Source organism: Arthrobacter sp. B0316-5-4, from assembly GCF_059090325.1.
Map to the genome: position 1 here is coordinate 631,769 of NZ_JBNHFN010000004.1, position 19,524 is coordinate 651,292.

Sequence of the window (19,524 nt, forward strand, 5' to 3'; positions counted from 1 at the left end):
GCTTTTACTTGCGCGGAACAGCCAGTTCTCCGGTGACATACTGGCTGCGCCCGAAGCCGAAGGACCAGTCCCCGGCAGTGTTTTCGACGTAGCCCACAAAGACGTCCTCGCCACGGACTCCCACAGCTGCCAACCCACTGGCAATGGCTTCGAAGAGGGAGCTTTTGGCCATCTGGCTTCGACCCTCCTGGGTGAAGATCTGGATCATGACCACGCCGGCGGTCCGCTCAAAACCAAGCCCTGCGTCCTGCGCGACGATCTGCCCCTGGGGATGTTCCGTGAGGATGTGAAAGTAGTCCCGCTCCGGTATTCCGTATTCAGCGAGGATGGCGTCGTGGATGGCGCGGCTGATTGCCGCCAGTTCCTCTGGCGCGCGGCCTTGGTTCAGATCGATTCGAACGAGTGGCAAGGTGTTCCTCCTCCAATAGTTTGTCCTGACATACTAACAAATTGAGGAGGTTGGTGTACAGACGTCGCCAAAGGATTTGCGCGGCACAAAATGCTTAAAGAACGACGGCGGCCCGTTACCTTCCGTGGGGAAGGTACCGGGCCGCCGTCGGGGGTCAGCCGTTGAATGCTAGAGCGTAGCGAAAACTTCGCGCAGCAGCGTAGCGGTCTCGGACGGCGTCTTGCCGACCTTCACGCCTGCAGCTTCGAGGGCTTCCTTCTTCGCCTGGGCCGTGCCTGCAGAGCCGGACACAATGGCGCCTGCGTGGCCCATGGTCTTGCCTTCAGGGGCCGTGAAGCCTGCCACGTAGCCGACAACCGGCTTGGTGACGTTGGCCTTGATGAAGTCGGCTGCGCGCTCTTCAGCGTCGCCACCAATTTCACCGATCATGACGATTGCCTTGGTCTCGGGGTCAGCCTCGAACGCAGCCAGGGCGTCGATGTGTGTGGTGCCGATGATGGGGTCGCCACCAATACCGATAGCGGTGGAGAAACCGAGGTCGCGCAGTTCGTACATCATCTGGTAGGTCAAGGTACCGGACTTGGACACCAGGCCGATGGGGCCCTTGCCCGTGATGTTCGCCGGGGTGATGCCAACCAGTGCTTCACCGGGGGTGATGATGCCGGGGCAGTTCGGTCCGATGATGCGGGTAACCTGCTTGCCGTCAGCGTCCACCTTGGACTGGGCGAGTGCCCAGAATTCGGCAGAGTCCTGGACCGGAACACCTTCGGTGATGACAACCACGAGGCCGATGCCGGCTTCGATGGCTTCAACCACTGCATCCTTGGTGAATGCCGGCGGTACGAAGACGATGGAAACGTCAGCGCCGGTTTCAGCCATGGCTTCCTTGACGGTGCCGAAGACGTTGATTTCCTTGTCGCCGTGCAGGACCGTGGTGCCGGCCTTGCGGGCGTTGACGCCACCAACAATGTTGGTGCCGGCCTTGAGCATCAGGGCGGTGTGCTTGGTGCCTTCGCCGCCGGTGATGCCCTGAACGATGACCTTGGAGTCTTTGTTGAGGTAGATAGACATTCTCGGGTCCCTTTACTTAGCTGCGTTGGCGAGCTCGGCGGCCTTGTCGGCGCCCTCGTCCATGGTGGCGGCCAGGGTAACCAGCGGGTGGTTGGCCTCGGTCAGGATGCGGCGGCCTTCCTCGACGTTGTTGCCGTCGAGGCGAACAACCAGCGGCTTGTTCGCGGAGGTACCGAGCTCGGCCAGTGCACCAACGATGCCCTTGGCAACAGCGTCACAAGCGGTGATGCCGCCGAAGACGTTCACGAACACGCTCTTGACCTGGGAGTCGCCCAGGATGACGTCCAGGCCATTGGCCATGACCTCGGCGGAAGCTCCACCGCCGATGTCCAGGAAGTTTGCCGGCTTCACGTTGCCGTGGTTTTCGCCTGCGTAAGCAACGACGTCCAGGGTGGACATCACAAGACCGGCGCCGTTGCCGATGATGCCAACTTCGCCGTCCAGCTTGACGTAGTTGAGGTCCTGCGCCTTGGCCTTGGCCTCGAGCGGATCAGCTGCGTCCTTGTCCTCCAGCGTGGAGTGGTGCACGTGGCGGAAGTCAGCGTTCTCGTCCAGGGAAACCTTGCCGTCGAGGGCAACGATGTCGCCTGCGCCGGTGCGGACGAGCGGGTTGACCTCAACCAGGGTTGCGTCTTCCTTCTTGAAGACGTCCCAGAGCTTCAGAATGACGTCGGCCACTTTGCCGCGCAGTTCTTCAGCGAAACCTGCTTCGGCGACGATTTCGTCGGCCTTGGCCTGGTCGATGCCTACAGCGGGGTCGATCGCGATCTTGGCGAGTGCCTCGGGACGCTCGACAGCAAGCTGCTCGATTTCCATGCCGCCCTCAACCGAGCACATGGCCAGGTAGTTGCGGTTGGCTCGGTCCAGGAGGACTGAGAAGTAGAATTCCTCGGCGATGTCAGCACCCTGCGCGATCATCACCTTGTTGACGGTGTGGCCCTTGATGTCCATGCCCAGGATGTTGGTGGAGTGCTCAAGCGCCTCTTCGGCAGTCTTGGCAACCTTGACGCCGCCAGCCTTGCCGCGGCCACCAACCTTAACCTGTGCCTTGACGACAGTTACGCCGCCGATCTTCTCGGCAGCTGCCTTTGCTTCTTCAGGAGTGTGCGCCACGATGCCGGCGAGCACGGGTACACCGTGCGCTTCGAACATATCGCGCGCCTGATATTCAAACAGGTCCACGGTTTAGTGTCCTTCTACGTCGAAGTAGTTTTCTGTTCAGCCGGGAACCGCGATGACCGCGATAGCCAGCTGCGGAGAGTACGCGGTCAACAACCGGATTGAAGCCGGTCACATTGCGTAAGGTCCTCTCGGAACTTTAGCCCTTTAGGGAGTCCCGCCAGCTACACACTACCTGTTAAGTGAGTAACCTTACACTTCTATCGGATGTAGAAAAACCGCATAAAGTCGCGGTTTTTGGGCTGGCCGGCGCCGGTTACGGCGTTTGTTTCAGCGTCCCACGGACCGTTTTGCCGCCGTCGGAAATCAGCTGGTACCCGTCCCGCGTCACGAAGAACGCCACGCCACCGGAGACGTTTCCGCAGGCGACCCCGCTGTTATAGGCCGAGCATCGAAGCCCGTTGCGCTCGATGTTCTGCCCGTCTGCCAGCTCGCGCAGCTTGGAAATGGGGCCGTTGCGGCTTCCTTTGGGCCCGAACTCGGACTCCATTTGTGTTACGCCGGAACGGCACGCGCCATAGACCGCTTCATCCGGGGACAGCAGCACTGTCCCGCCAAGGTACCCCAGGCCGGTGCCCGCACAGTCGTCGGCGATGTCCGCAACGTCCGGCTTGCCGTACTTTGCCAACTCACAGTGCACCACCGGGACCACCGCAAACTTGTTGTTCGCCGCGTCCGAATACGTATTGGCCTCATACGGCAGGTTGAGGTGCCCGCCACGGGACGAGGTCATGGCACAGACGATGTTCCGGTCGGCGGTGACGAACGCTGTCACGTCCCCGCCGACGGACAAGGCCGTCTGTTCAGTGACCGGAACCTGCTGGAGCTGCTGCAGTGGAGGCAAAGGCGCCGGCGGGACATAGTCCGGATCCTTGGTGGCAAAGGAACAGCCCGAAGCCAGAACCATGACCAAGGCGGCAAGAATCCCCCACGCAAACCGTCGCATGCCCTTCATTATGCCCGTCGGGCGCCGCTCCGCCCGGCGCGACGCCGCCGGCTGCCCGTTGCAGCCAACACGAATCCCATCGTCAGAAGGCCTGCGACGGCCCACAAGCTGGTGCTGAGCCTTCCGGATTGGACGCCGGTGGCCGCCAGTTCGGCCTCAATCAGTCCAGCGTCCGACGACGACTCCAGGGTCCCAGCCGGAAGTACCACTGCTGGAGGTGCTGGAGGTACGACGTCCAGGGGCGGGTTCGCTGCGGGAGGCGGTGCCGTGTCCGGAGGCCGGGTTTCGAGAACGGTTACGGTGGTCCAGAAGATGTCCTGGGTCAGAGCATCACCGTCCCGGACATAGACACGTATCAAAAATGAACCAGGCCGGGTGGGCGTGCCTGTGAGATACCCATTCGCGTCCATGTACAACCCGTCCGGACCAGGGTCGCTCGAGCTGAGGCCGCCGGCGAAGTGCCGCTGCGTGGCATAGCCGAAGACATAGGGCGCCACACCTCCCGTAGCGGAGGCGATCCTTGCGGAGTAAGGCTCCCCGAGCACTGCCGGCGGCACGGGATACCCTGCCGTTTCCATGCCCAGTTCGTGAACAATGATGCTGAAACTCTGGTCTCTGGAGCCGTACCGGTCCTGGACCCGCAGAGTGAACCGGTAGGTGCCGGCACTGGTGGGCACGCTGTGAACCCTTTCTTGGGCCAAGCTTAACCCTGTCGGAAGTTGTCCGGACAGCAAGGCAACGGTCACGTTCTGAAGATCGGACCCGGTATAGCCCAGTGGAACCTCGTACTGCCTTCCCACCACCCCGTCAGGGAAGCTTCCGTAGCCGGGCGGCAGCCCACCGACAGCCGGGTACACGGAGGGCTCCCAATAGGTAGCAACGTCGATGTAGACGGGTGCCTCCACCGTCTGCTGCGGTTGCGACGAATCAGTCACCTTTACAATCGCCGAGGACCCTGAATTCGTGGGGATACCCGAGAACGTCAGTGTTGACGGATCAAAGGACAATCCCTCGGGAACATTGGTCGCTGACACCTTGTACGGGGCTGTCCCTCCCGTAATCGTCAACGATTCTTCAAACTTCTTGCCGAGAAAAGCACGCAGGTTGCCGGGCGTCACAATGATTGGCTCTGCAGCCTGGACCAAAGCATCGGGCGTAGGCGTTGGCGCGGTCTCTGGCACGACGACGGGAGGTTCCGTGGCCGGTGGAGCCTGCGTCGGTGCCGGAGGTTCCGTGGCCGGTGGAGCCTGCGTCGGTGCCGGAGGTTCCGTGGCCGGTGGAGCCTGCGCCGGTGCCGGACTCGCCGAGGCAGCAGGCGCAGTGGGCGGCGGAGAAGCGTCGGCATCGGCGACTCCTGCCGGGGCGAACTGGAGCGCCAAAGCAGCAGCCAGGACTCCCGTCAGCGTCATTTTTACGGCCTTACCGGCAAATCCGTCTGCCCCAACCATGGCGCGCATGCGCGTCCTTCCCCCAACAGGAATGCAACTTTTCAGGCGGCGCGCAGGCGGGGTCAGAGTCACATCCGCCCCAAACGCAACGCCCGGTCAGTCTAGGGGTGTGTTGCGCCCGTGGCAATGGCTGGCGGCGAAGGGGCGGGGCTGCGAAAGTCTAGGCATCCAGTTTGGTCAGCGGGGCGTAACGCAGCAGCAGCCGCTTCTCGCCGACGTCGAACTTTACCTTCGCCACGGTCTTGTCCCCCGCGCCCTCAACACCGAGAACCACGCCGTTGCCGAAGCTCGTGTGGTTGACCTTGTCCCCCACCACCACCGAAATGACTTCCTTCTGTGGCTGCACCCTGTTGCGTGCGACGGCGGCCGGAACGTCTGCGTCGAAACCTGCGGTGGGGCTGGCGGCGGCTCCTCGGGAAGTACCCGCACCCCAGAACGAACCACCGTAACGATTGGAGCCGATAGGGGCACTGCCCCAACCGCCGGCCTGGCGGCTCATGCCTTCACGCTTCCACTCCACCAGCTCGGACGGAATCTCCTCGAGGAACTGGCTGGCCGGGTTGTACTGGCTCTGGCCCCACATGCTCCGGACCTCGGAGCGTGTGACGTACAGCCGTTTGCGGGCACGCGTCAGGCCCACGTAGGCCAGGCGCCGTTCTTCGGCCAGTTCCTTGGGATCCGTGGCCGAGCGCTGGTGCGGGAAGATCCCGTGCTCCATGCCGGTCAGGAATACCACCGGGAACTCCAGGCCCTTGGCAGTGTGCAACGTCATCAGCGTCACCACACCCATACGCTTGGCCTCTGCCACTGCGGCGTCGATATCCGCGCCCGGGGCGTCAGGGATCTGGTCTGCGTCGGCCACCAGGGAGACCTGTTCCAGGAACTCACCGAGCGTGCCTTCGGGGTTGTCGCGTTCATATTCGCGGACCACGGCCACCAGTTCGGCGAGGTTCTCCACCCGGGATTCGTCCTGCGGGTCATTGCTTGCACGCAGTCCGGCGAGGTAACCGGTCTGTTCCAGCACCGCTTCCAGTGCAGCCGCGGCGCCGGACCCGGAAGCAACCTCGGCGAGGTCGTCCAGGAGTTTCACGAATCCGAGCACCGCGTTCACGGAGCGGGTAGCCATGCCCGGAGCTTGGTCTGCCCGGCGTGCGGCCGCCATAAAAGACGTCCGTTCCCGCTCCGCCAAGGCCGCGACAGCACCCTCCGCACGGTCGCCGATCCCCCGCTTGGGTTCGTTCAGTACGCGGCGGAGGTTGACGTCGTCGTCCGGGTTCACCAGGACGCGCAGGTACGCCAGGGCGTCCTTGATTTCCTTGCGCTCGTAGAAGCGAGTGCCGCCTACAACCTTGTACGGCAGGCCCACCCGGACCAGGACGTCTTCGATGGACCGTGACTGCGCATTGGTCCGGTAGAAGATGGCGACATCGCCTGGGCGCAGCCCGTCCTCGTCCTGCAGCCGGTCGATTTCCTTGGCGATGAACTGGGCTTCGTCATGTTCGTTCTCGCCCACGTAGCCGACGATTTTCTCCCCATCGCCCTCGGCAGTCCACAAGCGCTTCTCCTGCCGGTTGGGGTTGCGGGAGATCACCGAGTTGGCGGCGCTGAGGATGTTCTGCGTGGAGCGGTAGTTCTGTTCAAGCTTGATGGTCCGGGCATTGGGGTAGTCGGCTTCGAATTCCACGATGTTGCGGATGTCCGCGCCGCGGAAAGCGTAGATGGACTGATCGGAATCGCCCACCACAGTTAGTTCGCTCGGTTCAACCCCGCTATCGCTTCCCAGGCCCACAATCTCCCGGACCAGCGCGTACTGGGCATGGTTGGTGTCCTGGTACTCGTCCACCAGGACGTGCCGGAAACGCCGCCGGTAGGACTCTGCGAGCGCCGGGAAGGCCCGGAACATGTAGACGGTCTCCGCAATGAGGTCATCGAAGTCCATGGCATTGGCTTGGCGCAGCCTTTGGGCGTAACCCTTGAAGACCTCTGCCACGGCCTGCTCAAAGGGGTCGTTGTGGTTTGCCGAGGAAATGAAGGAGTCGGCGTCGATCAGCTCATTTTTCAGGGCGGAGATCTTGTGTTGGATGGCTTTTGGCGGGAACTTCTTGGGATCCAGGTCCAGGTTTTTGGACACCAGTGTGATCAGGCGCAGCGAATCCGCGGAGTCGTAAATGGAGAAGTTCGAGTTGAGGCCAACATTCGCAGCCTCCCTGCGCAGGATGCGAACGCAGGAGGAGTGGAACGTGGAGATCCACATGGCCTTGGCACGGGCACCTACCAATGCCTCGATGCGTTCGCGCATCTCGGCGGCGGCTTTGTTGGTGAAGGTGATGGCCAGGATCTCGCCGTGGTGGGCGCGTTTGGTAGCGATGAGGTAGGCGATGCGGTTACTCAGGACGCGGGTCTTGCCCGAACCGGCACCAGCCACGATCAGCAAGGGGCTTCCGGCGTGCTTGACCGCTTCTTCCTGCTGCGGGTTCAGCCCTTGGAGGAGCGCATCCGCGGAGGGCAGGCCAGAGGCGCCGTGGTTGCTCCACCCTCCGGAGGCAGGACCCTCGGAAGGGCCCGATGAGCCGCCGCTGCCCTCCTGCAGTCGGGCGCCACCCGCGCCTCCACCGGAGCCGGAAAGCTCCGGGGCAGCCTTGACTGCGGCTTTGGTGCCTGCTTTGAAGGGTCCGTCTGCGTAGGGGTCGAACAACATATCCATGGTGCCTACCAGTCTAGGCGGTGCCCCTGACAGTCAGCGGCGCGTTGTCCACAGGCCCGGGTTACATGCCTTTCCCTGCACTAGTGGTTTGGGTCCTCCACCAGCCAGCCTCCTGCAACCAGCCTGTCCCTGAGTGCGAGCCTGGTCAGTGGTTCGGGACCGTCCTGGAACTTGCGTCGCACCGAAGCCAGGTGCTTCTTCACCCCATCGACGGAGATCCCCAGGACGTTGGCCGTCTCGGCAAGGGTTCCGGCGGTTCCGCCCAGATAAAGGGACACAACCTGGTGTTCCCGGGCCGACAACACCGGCCCGGACCGCTCGGAATCCAGTGCCGCCGCGACTTCCGCCGTAATGTAAGGCTCTCCCAGCGCTGCGTTGCGGATCGCATTTTCCACCACCCCTGCCGCCACGGTCTTGGGGATGTACGCCAGGGCGCCCGCCGCTATGGCCTGCCTCATCACTGCTGGATCCAGGACTGAGCTGCAGACCACCACTTGGGGTCCGGCGGACAGGATTGCCTGGATTTTGGCGCGCAGCGGCACATGGTCGCCCAGCAGGACGTCCAGGACCACGACATCCGAGAGGGCTCCGATGTGGGCGGCAGCTTCGGCCCAGGAGGCGAACTTTCCCACGACGCGGATCCCTGGGGCATTCGCTTGGATCCATTGGGCGAGGCCCTCACGCAGGACCGCGTGGTCTTCGACGATGTCCACTTCGATGGTGGGTCGGGATAGTGGGTAGCGCAGCATTTTGGACCTCCCCACATATGATTCTGCCTAAGTCGTCACCATATTAGGTGACACGTTTCGGGGGAGACATTCATGGGGGCATGGATCGACCGACCGGTGGCCAGCCGGGAGGCTCTGGGTAGTTCGGATTTATTGGCCCGCGGCGGGGCCGTGGTCAGCTTTGTTTTTGTTGCGGCCGCATGGATCTACGCCAGGCCGGCCAGCGACGGACCCGCGTGGCGAAGCCCCGCCACCACCGCTGTTGTGGTTGTCCTTATCTCCTGCCTTGCCGCGATGCTGCGCACTGATGCCTGGCCCGTCCGGCTGGTCACCGTCCTGGCCCTCATCACCTTGTCCGAGCTTTTGGCCGGAGTCACGTACCGGCAGGACTCCGACTCCCTGCTCCTGGCACATTCGGTTCTGCTGGCTACAAGCTCCGTCCTGGTCCTGGCGTTACGGAACACGTGGCGGTCCGTTCTGTTTACCGCGTTCCTCGGTCTGTTGGTATTCGGGCACACCTACACTGTGTCCGTGATCCATCGCCTGGGCCCCACCACCGTGCTGACGGTCCTGGGTGCCTGGTTCGTCATGCTCGTCATCCGCCATTCAGCACCAAAGGCCGTGGCCATCCACTGCGATGACCAGGCGATCCGGCAGGAATCGGCCACGGCCCAGGCCCTGGCGCGGGATGCGGCCGACACCGCCATGGCCCAGGCCCGGCTCCTCCACGACACGACCCTGAGGACGTTGACGGTGCTCGCCCGCGGTGGGGCCGGGGCCGACCCCGACGAGTTGCGTGCCCTGCTGGCCTCCGCCACGCACGACGCCGGCGGGCTGGGTTCGGGACCCACCGCAGCTGCCGCTGCCGTCGCCCCGGCGAGCAGCGGCGACGGCGTGCCGCGCACCCAGGCCGGGGTGGCCGTCGTCGAACCTTCCACTGTTCCTGAACTTGCCGAGGTGCTCAGGGACCGGGCCGGGCGCCACAGCGGCAAGCTTTTCACGGTCGAAGTCTTCGGTGAGGCCGGTGCGCTGCCGGACAACCTTCAAAGGGCGCTTGTTGACGCGGCAGAAGAGTGCATGGTCAACGCAGCCCGGCACGCGGGCACGGACCACGTCGATGTCCTCGTCTCAAGGTCGGGCTCAGCGGTTTCGGTGCTGATCAGCGACGCGGGCTCCGGTTTCAACGCAGACGCTGTGCCAGCGGAGCGCTTCGGCCTACGGCAATCAGTGGTGCAGCGCATGAACGACGTGGGCGGCCACGCCAGGGTGCTTTCCGCTCCCGGCCGTGGCACCACCGTGGTCCTGGACGTGGACACAGCATGAAGCCGGAACGCCCCTACATCTCGGGCAAAGCCGGTCCGCTGTTCCTTTCCCGCAGCATCCTTTTAGCCGGGACCCTCACCGTCTGGTCGGTCTCCTTTGTCACGTCCGCCAACTCCTTGGACGGAAGCGACCGGGACCTGATGAGGCTGGGCGCGCAGGCCTTCGACCTGCTGGGATTCACTCTTGCGCTGTTCGCTTCAGATCCAAAGACCAGGGCCTCGTACTTGCCGTGGCTGCGGCTGGGCTGGCTCGGTACATCCGTTGCCTCCGGATTCGCGACGGCGAGTACGGTCACCTTGGCCTCCGGTTATAACGCGTTGGCCTTCAACGTCCTCATGGGGACGGCCCTGGTTTTTCTGTTGAGCATGCGGTGGGACCTCATGGGTTTCCTGTTCCTGGTGGGAGTCAACGCGGCCCTCAGCGGCGCCTACTACGCTACGACGCCCCGTTTCGGGTCCGGGGAAGGGCTCTTCATTTTCTTCATCACCCTCATTCCGGGACTTTTGGGAGCCCTGGCGGTCATCGGCATCCAAAGCCGGCTGGAACAGGCCGTGTCCCGGCAGGGAAACGCATTGCCCTTCATGGAAGAACGACCCGCTGATGCACACCTACCCGCGCCGTCCGACGTGTTGGCACAGACACATCACCAAATACAGGAACTGTTCGCCAAGGTGGCCAGGAACCAGCACCTTCCCCTGGATCCAACGGTGGCCGAAGAAGCGCAGGCTTTGGCCTCACAACTAAGGGGGCAGTTGATGTTGCTGCAATCCAGTACGTGGCTGGTCGCCGCGCTGGGCTTGGCCAAGATGGAGTCCACGGTGGCCGTGGCTGCCCAGCCGGACCTTGCCGAGCGCATCCCGCAGGCGCAACGATTGGCGGTCCTGGCGGTGACCATGCTTCTGGCAACCCCCGTCGGCGGTCACGAGCGCGGCGGTCCCGAGCGCGGCAGCGCGGAAGCCGGCGGTCACGAGCGCGGCAGCGCGGAAGCCGGCGGTCACGAGCGCGGCAGCGCGGAAGCCGGCGGCAACCTCCAGGTCTTCCTTGAGCCTGACCTGGATGACCGCATCCTGATCACGTGGAGGGTGCGCAACCTTAATCCCAGCCGCTGCACCCCCGCCTTGTGGAGCGAACTGGAAACCCTGGGTGTCCCCCGGGTTCAAACGGACCCCAGCGGCGCCAGCATCATGGTCCACGTGAAAGCGCCCCGGCAATGGTGACGCGGGTGCTGGTGGTGGATCACCACCAATTAATGATCGACACCCTGGACGCCTGGCTCCGCTGCCACGCGCCGGACTTGGTGATCAGGGCCAGTTCCACCGCCCTGCCGCCCGGGGACCAGGGCGAGGGCTGGGCCGCACTAGGGATAGATGTCGCTGTGCTGGGCACCGTGGACAGCCACGAGGAGCTGGTACCAGCCGTGCGCCATTTGGTGGGGGCTGGCCTCCGCGTCGTCGTCCTTGCCACCGCCTTGGATGGGTGGGACGCCGGGGCAGCCTGCGCCGCAGGGGCCCTGGGGTACGTGCCAAAGGCCGCCGGACCCCAGTACATAGAGCACGCCATCCGCTCCGTGGCCAGGGGGAAGCTCTATGTGCCCCCGGAAGTCGCGGCCGTCATGGTGGACACGGCACCGGTGCGGATCAAGCTGTCGCTTCGTGAACAACGCCTCGCGGAACTCTACCTGGGCAGCGAAGCCATGCCTGTGCGCGGCGTGGCAGATGCCATGGGAATCAGCGAACAAACCGTCAAAGCCCACCTGCACCGGATCAGGCAGCGGTACGCAGCCGCCGGGATCAGGCTCGGCAACGTGATCAGCCTGCGGAAGCAGCTAAGCACTGACGGCTGGATCACGTAGCTCCTCCGGTCCCGCCTCCGGCATGGCTTGAGGTGCAGTTTGCTGCAGCGCCTTCTCCGGCCCGGACGCGAGGATGCTGGTCAGTGCAACCAGCAGCGGCACGCATAGTGCGGCGTGGAACCCGGAAACCAGGAGCTGCCGATAGATCTCGGGCTGCCCGGACCCCAGTATGACCACCCAGAACTGCAGCCACCCTGCCACGACCACCACCACTGCCACGCGTCCCACGGCGGCCTTCTTGCGGAAGGCCACAGCCAGTCCAAGCAGCAGCGTCAGCAGTTGCATTGCCACCAAGGCAACGGGTGCCGCCTTCAATGCGGTGAACAAACCCAACACCACCGGGAAGCGGCGGTCCTTGGCGAACGGCTCGTGGCCCTGGCCCTCCATGAACGAACCGATGTAGCCCAGTTCAGGTGTCAGCATGGCGGTGATCCCGCGTTCGCCCATCCCAATGAGCCGTTCAGGATGGGTGAGGTAGAAAGCTGCGAGCCTGCCCGCGCCCACCTGTTCCTGGAATTCGTGGAACCTCGGGTTCAGCGCAGCCGACCGCGGCGACGCGACTGTAGTGCCACTCGCGGCAACAAATCCCGGATCAAGGCCCAACCATTTCAGATCCTCCTCCGGGGTGGGACTGTGGGGCAGCAGTTCAGCGAAGACCGCGTTGTAGATGTTGAGGTCGGCAGTGCGCTTCGGTTGCGCCGCCATGAAGGCCACGGTGAAGGCTGCAATGGCCGTGATCGCCACCAGCGGCATCGCGAAACGACGCCATCGGCTTCCTTCTGGTGCGCGGCGCCCTGAGCGTCGCGTGCTCCCCTGCGGCAACCACAACAATGCCAACGCCAGCACAGGCAGCCACGACACCATCTCGGGTTTGGCCGCGATGGTGAATACGCCGGCACCGACCACCGGCAGGATGGTCACCCAGCGGCTCCGGGCACCGTTCCAGTAGTTCAACAGGGCCACCAACAACCCCAGCGTTCCCAGGAAAGCCGCGGGTTCGGGGTAGGGAGAGATGAAAAAATCAGCGAAAACGCCGTCGGCCATCACCACGGTCACCAAGGCGGCGACGAGAACCCGGAAGCTGGCACGACCCGGGAGCACAGCAACCAGCGCGGCGATCAACAGGCCGAAAACCAGGCAGCAGACGATGCCCACTGCCCGCATATCCAGACCACCACCCCAGCCAAAGAGCGGGGTAACCAGCTTCCCCAACCACAGGAAGGCCAGCTGGGACGAGTAGACCGGCTCACCGGATCCGGCGGCACCGCAGGCTTCACCCACCAGCGGATGGGCTGTCCAGCTGGGATAGATGAACCGCGTGAAATCTGCGTAGTCCCAAGGCCGGACGTTACTTACGCCCAGGGAACAGACCAGGCCATTGCCATCTCCCTGGTCGCCCACCCCCACCGGACCCGGCACAAACAGCCGCACCAGCATCGCAATGGCGGATACCAGCCCAGCAACGAGGGCCGGGGTTCGGACTCCCCCCAGGGTCAGTTCTCCGGGACCGAACGTCCGCGCGAGGAACCTCCCCGCCATACGCAGCGGGCCCGGCCGTGGGCCCATGCCGGACCTCACCGGAACGGGAGCGAACTCCTCGACGTCGGGCTTGGCTGATTTTCCAACCGTCGTCTCAACCATTGGCTACTTCCCCACTCACCGTGCCGGCAACGGGTGCAAGGGTCCCGGTCCAGCGTTCAGGGCCCGCTGACTGCCGCGGTGCCACGCCACAACGGACAGCCCGCGCACCGCCGTCGACGCGCACTATCGGCCGAACTTCCACATCTGCGGGGAGAACATCCACGTTCAGGAAATCGAGCACGAAAGGAAGGCAGCGTTCCTGCTGCGCGGCCAATGGCACCAACGAAGCGTCCTGGCCAAACCAGGCACTGACATCCTCAGTAGTATGCGGCTCGGAACAGGACGTGTCCGAACCTTCGGAACCCAGCACGCCGTCTTTGATTTCCTGGACGTAGCAAAGCCGGATCGGAGCGGAGCCCGGCCCAGCCAGGGCGCCTTTGAGGTCGCCCCTGCTCTCCCTGGGAGCCATATCAGCCGTGGTTGTCAGGACGTCGCAACGCACGGTCCTGCTGCCAGCCGACCAGTCAGCGCGGGTGGGATAGTAACCAGTGATTGCCATTCCTGTGGTGGCATCGCGCTCCGTGCCGCCAAGGTACCTGCGCAGTTCCGCGGCCGGGCATAAACGGGCGGTGAGGTTCTGGAGTTGCTCGTGCAGGGGACGCTCCGTCTCCTCGGACAGCGGCTGGGGCACAGCAGCCACCAGGAAAGTCTGGGTGGTGTGCGGCTCAGAACACGCAACCGCCGGACCCCTATGGCTACTGGCTCCATATTCCTCGGGAGTCGAAATGAGGTAGCACTGCCCCACGCGGATTCCACTGTCCGTGGAGACCGCGCCAACCTCCGCGTCCGTAGCAGCACCGGCACCGCAGCCGGTCAGGGCCAGGGTCAGGGCCAGGGCCGAAGCGAAAGCGAGAGCCGGGAGCACGGCCAGCCGTCTAGGACGCACGCCGCCCCCTCCGCTTGGCAACCGGGCGGTCCTTGCGGACGACGGCGGCACGCACCAGGACGATGATTGCGGCCACGAAACCGAAGATCACCACGAAGGAACCCAGGAAGTGGTGCATGAGGTCAAAGCCCTGCTGGCCCCAGCTCTGTTGGGCGGCGGCGATCATGAAGTACCGGGTTGCGTTGCTCAGGCACACGATAGCCAGGGCGGTAAGGGCAGCAGGCATGAGCCGCGACACGGGAATCCGCCCCATCAGGAACAGGATCCCCGCCAGGGCGGCGATGGGCGTCAGGAGAACCGCGCTGGAGCACAGTCCTGTCACCATGAGGGCGTAGGGCTGGCCCGCCCCCACGTTGTGGAAGATGATGTCGTCCACGCTGTAGGACGCCCCGCCCAGGATCCCGTCGAAAACCGTGGCCATGAGCCAGGCTTCCGCTGCCCTGATGTGGTCCTGCTGCAGCATGGCCACCGTGGCAGCGGCCAGGAACAGCAACCCGAGCATCCCTCCGCCACGGGCCTTCTGCGCGGGGATGGCGCGTGGCCCCCGGGGAACGTTGACATCGCTGAGGTTGGCGCTCGCAGCCACTAGGCTTCCTTCGCTAGTAGTTTGACGTCGGCCTCATGGTTGCGGCGTGTTTTCGCCCACCCGTGCCGGCCCGTGATGAGGCGGTACGTTGCCCTCAGCACGGTGACGTAGTTCTGGTACATGTAAAGCCAATAGCCAAGGCCCCACACGACGCCGGTCATGAAGTTCTTTTCCGGAGTGACTTGCCGCCTGTACACGAGCCCCCACAGGGCGAAAGGCAGGACGCCCGTTGCGAAGATCAAGGGGATGATGAACCACGCGGCCGAGATCCACGCCGCGAAGCTGCCCATGGTCAGGGCACCTTGGGCCACCATGGTGACAAACAGGGTGGGCCACAGCACCAGGCCGATGATCTGGATGAAGGGCTGAATGAGGAAGTAGCTGGATTCGATGGCGCCGACGTTGCTGAAGTACGGCGACTCAAAGATCCGTTTCAGGTAGGTGCTGCACTGCATCCCGCCGTGGCACCAGCGCGTCCGTTGTGTCAGGAGCCGCCGCAGGTCCGGCAGAGCTTCCTGGGCCACGTGCGTGTCATGCATGTAGACCGTTTTGTAGCCGCCCAGCATGATGTGGATGGCCAGTTCGTAGTCCTCCAGCAAGGCACCGTGCCATGGCTGGCCTGAGGTCCTGGCGATGGCATCGAGCGCGGACAACCGGGTAAATTGGCCGTTTCCGCCCAACCCGACCGTCAGCGTGTGCCGCCTCAGGGACTGCATGGCCGCGATGGTGGTCCTGAATTCCATGTCCTGCATCAGGACCAGGTAGCGGCCGAACGAGCGCTTGATCCGTTCCCGGCCTGTGCCGCCCTGGAGGTCGGGATCGTCCAGGTTGGACATCCAGACGGCGGTCTGGGCGGCACCTACCTCGGGGTCACCGAATGCGAGCGGACCGGCCGCCTGCCGGAAGGCATTGCCGGCAAGGTGGCCATCGGCGTCGACCACCAGGACGATCACCGAAGAACGGTCGACGCCGGCGGGCAGCCATGAGTCCAACGACCGGTAGGCGGCGTTAAGGGCGTCGCCCTTACCGGTGCGCGCGAGCGGACGCCGGCGGCGGACCAGGTGGATCATGTCGTCCTGGTGGGAGGCCGCGCTGACGAGGTCCGCAGTGGCGTCGTCGCTGTCGTCGTCGACAACCCAGACGTGGGCCTGCGGGAATTGCGCCCGGAGCAGTTCAAGGGTCTTGCCGATCACCACTTCCTCGTCACGGCACGGGATGAACACATGCCACGAGAAGCTGCCGGGATCGCCTTCGGGATCAGGCTTTCGCCGAAGGAACGGGACCAGGATCACCAGGATGTACGACAGAAAAACCACCAGCAGCACAAAAGCCAATGCCTGGGCGGATTCGAGTACCGACATGTATTTCCGATGCTTGGGGCTTGGCCGATCGGCCGGGATGGGAGGTAGGGGGTGGCGGGACGGCCCTTGCAGGAGCCGTCCCGCCGGTGGTGCTACGGGTTGGGGCCCGTATCCCGCTTCGCAGCCTTGAGCCTGCTGTTACGCAGGACCACGAAGCCGGTAATCAGCAGTGCGACACCCACCAGGATGACCCAACCAAGGGTTGGGGCACCGGTAACAGCGAGGGCGGTACCGCCGGCTGCTGTGCCGCCTGCAGTCCAGTTATGGCCGTACATGAGGCGTTCTCCTTTCGCTGTTGCCTGATGCGCTCACAGCGATCAGGCAGCAGCTACCGCAGTCTGGCGGCGCGAGCGGACGAACAGCCAGGTGAGCAGTGCCAGGAGTGCAACGCCACCGCTGATGGCCATGGTGTCGGTGTTGACCAGCGGGATGGCCGCTGCGTCCAGGTTGGGACCAACTGTGGCGCTGGCGAGGTTGACGGTGGCAATGGAGCCACCGGCAATACCAACCTGCAGGGCGCGCTGGGTGAAGGCACCCGACGGAGCTGTTTCCTGGACGTTGACCTTGGCCGAAACCAGGGCCGTCAATGCGTTGCCCAAAGGAGTGACCAGGCTTGTGGCCAGGCCCCCTACCAAACCGTTGACTGCCGTTTCCAGGGTGGTGACTGCAAGCAGGGCCGTGGTCTTGGCGACGTTCGGCAGGCCGAGCGGCGGGAGGGTGTCAGGCAATGCCTGAACCGCGGCGCGGGTGCTGGACAGGGTGGTGGCCAGGATGCTCTGGATCTTGGTGGACACGGCAGCCGGCAGGAAGGAGACGAGGTCGGTCCCGGCAGGCAGCGAGTTCAGGTCCGCGACACCGGCCGCAGCCAACAGGTCAGCCTCGGTGATCTCGATGACGCCGCTGGCAAGCGGGTTGGTGATGGGCAGGCCAACAGCGGACAAGGCCACGTTGGCGGTGTTAAGCAACGGAGTGAGTGCTGTGGAGACGCCGCCCACCAAGGTGCCGCCAACGTTCGCCGAGACGCCTGCGACGGCGTAGGCACCCTGCGGTGCAGCGCCTTGGTCCTTCTTGGCTGCTGCGGCAAGGGTGGTGATGTCCAGGTTGAGGTTCACCAGGTCGGTGCCACCGAGGATGGCGGCGGTACCGGCCGTGATGCGGGCCGCGGGGATGGACGGGTCGCCCGAGGTTGGGAGGCCCGCGGGCAGCGTGACCAGTCCGGGGGCGCCGCTTACGGTGCCGGAGAAGGCTTCCGAGGAGCCGTCGTTGACGGCCTTGCCGTACTGGCTGACCGCGCCAACCTGGATGATGCCGTTGTTCTGCAGCAGCGGAATGTTGCCCGCGCCGACGTTGACGACGCCGAACACGGCGCTGAGGTCGAGCGGGTCGCTGTTCTCGATAACCGCCGGACCGGTGGGCGGAGTGCCGATCTGCTGGGCGGTTGCTGCGCCATTAGCGGCGAGGTTGGCGAAGTTCGGGATGGCCAGGACGGAACCATCGATGATCTGTCCACTGCCGAGCGAAATCACGTCAGTGGGTGCTGCATTTGCCGCGGGTGCGGCGACGAGGCCGATGGCCAAAGCCGAGACGGCGGTAACGCCGACGGCTGTGGGCCACAGCTTGCTCTTGCTGTTCAAGTACTTCCCCCTTGCGAACGCTGCAGGACAGGGCTGTTCTGCAGCTGAGACCGTGGGGGCAGTCGCCCCCCGGTGCAAAGTAACAAGGGCAAACGGTGGCAGTTCGCGGTGGTACCCGAAGGGGTTAACGCCGCTTTCGGGCCCCTAGGCGAACTGGGGAACAGAGGCGAGGGCCGCGCTTAAGTCGCGGACCGCCGTCGAGCCTCCAGCGACGAACCAGTTCATTCCGTTGACCTTCACGACGGCGGTGTCCCCGCCGGCCGCACGGACGATCGCCTTGCCGGGGAGCCAGTCCCATTCGGGGCAGCTGTGCTGGAACCAGCACCCGAGTTCGCCGTCGGCGACGCGGCCGAGGTCGCAGGAACCTGAACCGAACATGCGCAGCGACGCTGCCGTGATGGCTGCGGCGTGCCAGGGCATGGCCGTGCGTGGATCGGCCAGCCACGTGGGGTGGATGTAGGTTGCGGCGCAGATCTCGCCCACCGCGCGGTCCCCGGAACCTGAAATGGGATCGCCGTTCAGCGTGGCGGCCTGTTCCTGTCCGCCCAGCCACAGCTTGTCCAGTTCGGGCTGGTAGATGGCGCCGAGCAACACCTCGGGGTCCACCACGGGGTTGCCACCGTGGTCCGAATCGTCACGCTTCAGGGCAATGGCCGAGCACCAATAGGTGGAGCCGTGCAGGAAGTTGTAGGTTCCGTCCACGGGGTCGATCACCCAGGTCCGGCCGCTGGTGCCGGTCACCGATGCGCCTTCCTCGCCCAGGATGCCGTCTTCCGGGCGGCAGCGCCGCAACTGTTCCAGGACGTAAGCCTCGGCCGCGTGGTCGGCTGCCGTGACGACGTCGGACACCGACGTCTTCCGTTCCCCCTGCAGGCCGCCCATCCGCATGAGCAGCGCCAGTTGGCCTGCTTCGCGGACCAGGGCGCTGGCCAGTTGGTAATCGTCGAGTGCTGGATCGAGTTCAGTTGCGGTGTGCCTGCCGGTGGTCATGGGTCCAGCTTATGTGGCGGGATAATGAATGACATGGCCAAGACACCAGCGCAGCGCATCAAGAAGCACGGAGCAAAGGCAGTGGTTCCCGATCACTCGCTGCCTCCCGTGATCAACACCACCACCCAGCGCACCCCGCAGAAGGCCCAGAGCAACTCCAAGCTCATTGTGATCGCGGGCGTCGTGGCCAGCCTGTTCCTGTTCTGGTACCTGCACCTGCTGACCCTGAACCAGATGACGCAGCTCTCCGGTGGCCTGGCCATGCCGGACTCGCTGATCGGCGGGTTCTCGCAGGAGTACGTGGCGCAGCTTCGCGCCGCGATGGACGAGTCCGCGCGCGGCCAGTTGAACTACGTCCACAAGACCGCCGGCACGTTGTTCCCCCTGATTTTCGGCTTCAGCTGGCTGTTGCTGATCGGCACCAACGTGGCCCGCAAGTCCTGGCGCTGGGCCATGTGTGCCGCTCCGTTGCTGTTCGCAGTGGCCCACCTGTGGTCCAACGTGGCCATCGATTCCATGCTGGCCGCCGAAACGCCCGACGCCGGTGCCGTGGCTTTGGCTTCCGGCCTCACCATCGCGTCGTGGGTGCTGTTCCTGGTCAGTCTCCTCTGCGGCGTGGCTGCCGTGTTCCTGGGGCGGAAGGGCGCAAAGACCGCCTGATTTTCCGTGCTCCTACCCGCCCAGCGCACCACTTGTTCGCGAGCGGCGCACCACTACCCGCCCAGCGCACCACCTGTTCACGAGAGGCGCACCCCTACCCGCCCGG

At 64.5% G+C, this 19,524-nt stretch carries 18 protein-coding genes; 4 read left to right on the forward strand and 14 right to left on the reverse strand.

What is annotated here, in order from left to right; genetic code table 11:
- Nucleotides 1-4 precede the first annotated feature (4 nt).
- The 7 genes from AC5RU9_RS14870 to AC5RU9_RS14900 all read right to left on the reverse strand — a co-directional run bounded on the left by AC5RU9_RS14870 (nt 5) and on the right by AC5RU9_RS14900 (nt 8,506).
- Entirely contained in the window at nt 5-409 is a 405-nt protein-coding gene (locus tag AC5RU9_RS14870; RefSeq protein ID WP_494017038.1) for a tautomerase family protein, read from the reverse strand.
- Nucleotides 410-577: 168 nt separating this feature from the next.
- Nucleotides 578-1,480, reverse strand: a complete 903-nt coding sequence (sucD, locus tag AC5RU9_RS14875; protein WP_211712898.1) for a succinate--CoA ligase subunit alpha — start codon at nt 1,478-1,480, stop codon at nt 578-580.
- A gap of 12 nt (nt 1,481-1,492) precedes the next feature.
- Nucleotides 1,493-2,662, reverse strand: coding sequence for an ADP-forming succinate--CoA ligase subunit beta (gene sucC, locus AC5RU9_RS14880; RefSeq protein ID WP_211712897.1), 1,170 nt, complete (start codon nt 2,660-2,662; stop codon nt 1,493-1,495).
- A gap of 253 nt (nt 2,663-2,915) precedes the next feature.
- On the reverse strand, nt 2,916-3,614 hold the full coding sequence (locus tag AC5RU9_RS14885; protein WP_494017039.1) for a hypothetical protein: 699 nt from the start codon (nt 3,612-3,614) through the stop codon (nt 2,916-2,918).
- Nucleotides 3,614-5,062: a putative Ig domain-containing protein gene (locus tag AC5RU9_RS14890; protein ID WP_494017040.1), complete on the reverse strand. Its 1,449-nt coding sequence runs from the start codon at nt 5,060-5,062 to the stop codon at nt 3,614-3,616. Before AC5RU9_RS14890 ends, AC5RU9_RS14885 begins: the two co-directional genes overlap by 1 nt.
- Before the next feature lie 151 nt (nt 5,063-5,213).
- A complete protein-coding gene (pcrA, locus tag AC5RU9_RS14895; protein ID WP_494017041.1) occupies nt 5,214-7,757 on the reverse strand; it encodes a DNA helicase PcrA in 2,544 nt (847 codons plus the stop codon).
- An 80-nt stretch (nt 7,758-7,837) separates the two neighbouring features.
- Nucleotides 7,838-8,506 carry a response regulator gene (locus AC5RU9_RS14900; RefSeq protein WP_494017042.1) on the reverse strand — a complete coding sequence of 223 codons (669 nt, stop codon included), beginning with the start codon at nt 8,504-8,506 and terminating at the stop codon, nt 7,838-7,840.
- 72 nt (nt 8,507-8,578) lie between these two features.
- On the opposite strand from AC5RU9_RS14900, the gene AC5RU9_RS14905 reads away from it, so the two are divergent.
- From AC5RU9_RS14905 to AC5RU9_RS14915, 3 genes are read left to right on the forward strand one after another with little or no spacing between them, the layout of a single operon-like run.
- Nucleotides 8,579-9,808, forward strand: a complete 1,230-nt coding sequence (locus AC5RU9_RS14905; protein ID WP_494017043.1) for a sensor histidine kinase — start codon at nt 8,579-8,581, stop codon at nt 9,806-9,808.
- Entirely contained in the window at nt 9,805-11,025 is a 1,221-nt protein-coding gene (locus tag AC5RU9_RS14910) for a hypothetical protein (protein WP_494017044.1), read from the forward strand. The genes AC5RU9_RS14905 and AC5RU9_RS14910 overlap by 4 nt, the downstream gene beginning before the upstream one ends.
- Complete coding sequence (locus AC5RU9_RS14915) at nt 11,019-11,660, forward strand: hypothetical protein (protein ID WP_494017045.1); 642 nt, start codon at nt 11,019-11,021, stop codon at nt 11,658-11,660. Before AC5RU9_RS14910 ends, AC5RU9_RS14915 begins: the two co-directional genes overlap by 7 nt.
- On the opposite strand, the gene wsfD is transcribed toward AC5RU9_RS14915, so the two are convergent.
- The 7 genes from wsfD to AC5RU9_RS14950 form a co-directional block, all read right to left on the reverse strand.
- Nucleotides 11,634-13,301, reverse strand: a complete 1,668-nt coding sequence (gene wsfD / locus AC5RU9_RS14920) for a glycan biosynthesis hexose transferase WsfD (RefSeq protein ID WP_494017046.1) — start codon at nt 13,299-13,301, stop codon at nt 11,634-11,636. The two genes, AC5RU9_RS14915 and wsfD, sit on opposite strands and share 27 nt — an antisense overlap.
- Nucleotides 13,294-14,187: a septum formation family protein gene (locus AC5RU9_RS14925; RefSeq protein ID WP_494017047.1), complete on the reverse strand. Its 894-nt coding sequence runs from the start codon at nt 14,185-14,187 to the stop codon at nt 13,294-13,296. The genes wsfD and AC5RU9_RS14925 overlap by 8 nt, the downstream gene beginning before the upstream one ends.
- Complete coding sequence (gene xrtS / locus AC5RU9_RS14930; RefSeq protein WP_211712888.1) at nt 14,177-14,773, reverse strand: exosortase S; 597 nt, start codon at nt 14,771-14,773, stop codon at nt 14,177-14,179. Before xrtS ends, AC5RU9_RS14925 begins: the two co-directional genes overlap by 11 nt.
- Nucleotides 14,773-16,134 carry an XrtP-associated glycosyltransferase gene (locus AC5RU9_RS14935; protein WP_494017048.1) on the reverse strand — a complete coding sequence of 454 codons (1,362 nt, stop codon included), beginning with the start codon at nt 16,132-16,134 and terminating at the stop codon, nt 14,773-14,775. The genes xrtS and AC5RU9_RS14935 overlap by 1 nt, the downstream gene beginning before the upstream one ends.
- A gap of 92 nt (nt 16,135-16,226) precedes the next feature.
- Nucleotides 16,227-16,409, reverse strand: a complete 183-nt coding sequence (locus tag AC5RU9_RS14940) for a hypothetical protein (RefSeq protein WP_159703403.1) — start codon at nt 16,407-16,409, stop codon at nt 16,227-16,229.
- Between the two features lie 42 nt (nt 16,410-16,451).
- Nucleotides 16,452-17,768 (reverse strand): PVV-CTERM domain-containing choice-of-anchor G protein, encoded by a 1,317-nt coding sequence (locus AC5RU9_RS14945; RefSeq protein ID WP_494017049.1) that lies wholly within the window; start codon nt 17,766-17,768, stop codon nt 16,452-16,454.
- A gap of 144 nt (nt 17,769-17,912) precedes the next feature.
- The gene (locus AC5RU9_RS14950; protein WP_494017050.1) at nt 17,913-18,758 is read right to left on the reverse strand and encodes an inositol monophosphatase family protein; all 846 of its coding nucleotides are present in this window, start codon (nt 18,756-18,758) and stop codon (nt 17,913-17,915) included.
- 33 nt (nt 18,759-18,791) lie between these two features.
- On the opposite strand from AC5RU9_RS14950, the gene AC5RU9_RS14955 reads away from it, so the two are divergent.
- Nucleotides 18,792-19,418, forward strand: coding sequence for a hypothetical protein (locus AC5RU9_RS14955; RefSeq protein ID WP_494017051.1), 627 nt, complete (start codon nt 18,792-18,794; stop codon nt 19,416-19,418).
- Nucleotides 19,419-19,524 lie beyond the last annotated feature (106 nt).

What these genes read in the sequence shown, in the direction of transcription:
- AC5RU9_RS14900 (WP_494017042.1), bottom strand. Translation starts at nt 8,506, where the DNA reads ATGCTGCGCTACCCACTATCCCGACCCACCATCGAAGTGGACATCGTC.
- wsfD (WP_494017046.1), bottom strand. Translation starts at nt 13,301, where the DNA reads ATGGTTGAGACGACGGTTGGAAAATCAGCCAAGCCCGACGTCGAGGAG.
- sucD (WP_211712898.1), bottom strand. Translation starts at nt 1,480, where the DNA reads ATGTCTATCTACCTCAACAAAGACTCCAAGGTCATCGTTCAGGGCATC.
- AC5RU9_RS14935 (WP_494017048.1), bottom strand. Translation starts at nt 16,134, where the DNA reads ATGTCGGTACTCGAATCCGCCCAGGCATTGGCTTTTGTGCTGCTGGTG.
- AC5RU9_RS14910 (WP_494017044.1), top strand. Translation starts at nt 9,805, where the DNA reads ATGAAGCCGGAACGCCCCTACATCTCGGGCAAAGCCGGTCCGCTGTTC.
- AC5RU9_RS14915 (WP_494017045.1), top strand. Translation starts at nt 11,019, where the DNA reads ATGGTGACGCGGGTGCTGGTGGTGGATCACCACCAATTAATGATCGAC.
- AC5RU9_RS14940 (WP_159703403.1), bottom strand. Translation starts at nt 16,409, where the DNA reads ATGTACGGCCATAACTGGACTGCAGGCGGCACAGCAGCCGGCGGTACC.
- AC5RU9_RS14885 (WP_494017039.1), bottom strand. Translation starts at nt 3,614, where the DNA reads ATGAAGGGCATGCGACGGTTTGCGTGGGGGATTCTTGCCGCCTTGGTC.
- AC5RU9_RS14890 (WP_494017040.1), bottom strand. Translation starts at nt 5,062, where the DNA reads ATGCGCGCCATGGTTGGGGCAGACGGATTTGCCGGTAAGGCCGTAAAA.
- AC5RU9_RS14950 (WP_494017050.1), bottom strand. Translation starts at nt 18,758, where the DNA reads ATGACCACCGGCAGGCACACCGCAACTGAACTCGATCCAGCACTCGAC.
- AC5RU9_RS14905 (WP_494017043.1), top strand. Translation starts at nt 8,579, where the DNA reads ATGGGGGCATGGATCGACCGACCGGTGGCCAGCCGGGAGGCTCTGGGT.
- AC5RU9_RS14955 (WP_494017051.1), top strand. Translation starts at nt 18,792, where the DNA reads ATGGCCAAGACACCAGCGCAGCGCATCAAGAAGCACGGAGCAAAGGCA.
- pcrA (WP_494017041.1), bottom strand. Translation starts at nt 7,757, where the DNA reads ATGGATATGTTGTTCGACCCCTACGCAGACGGACCCTTCAAAGCAGGC.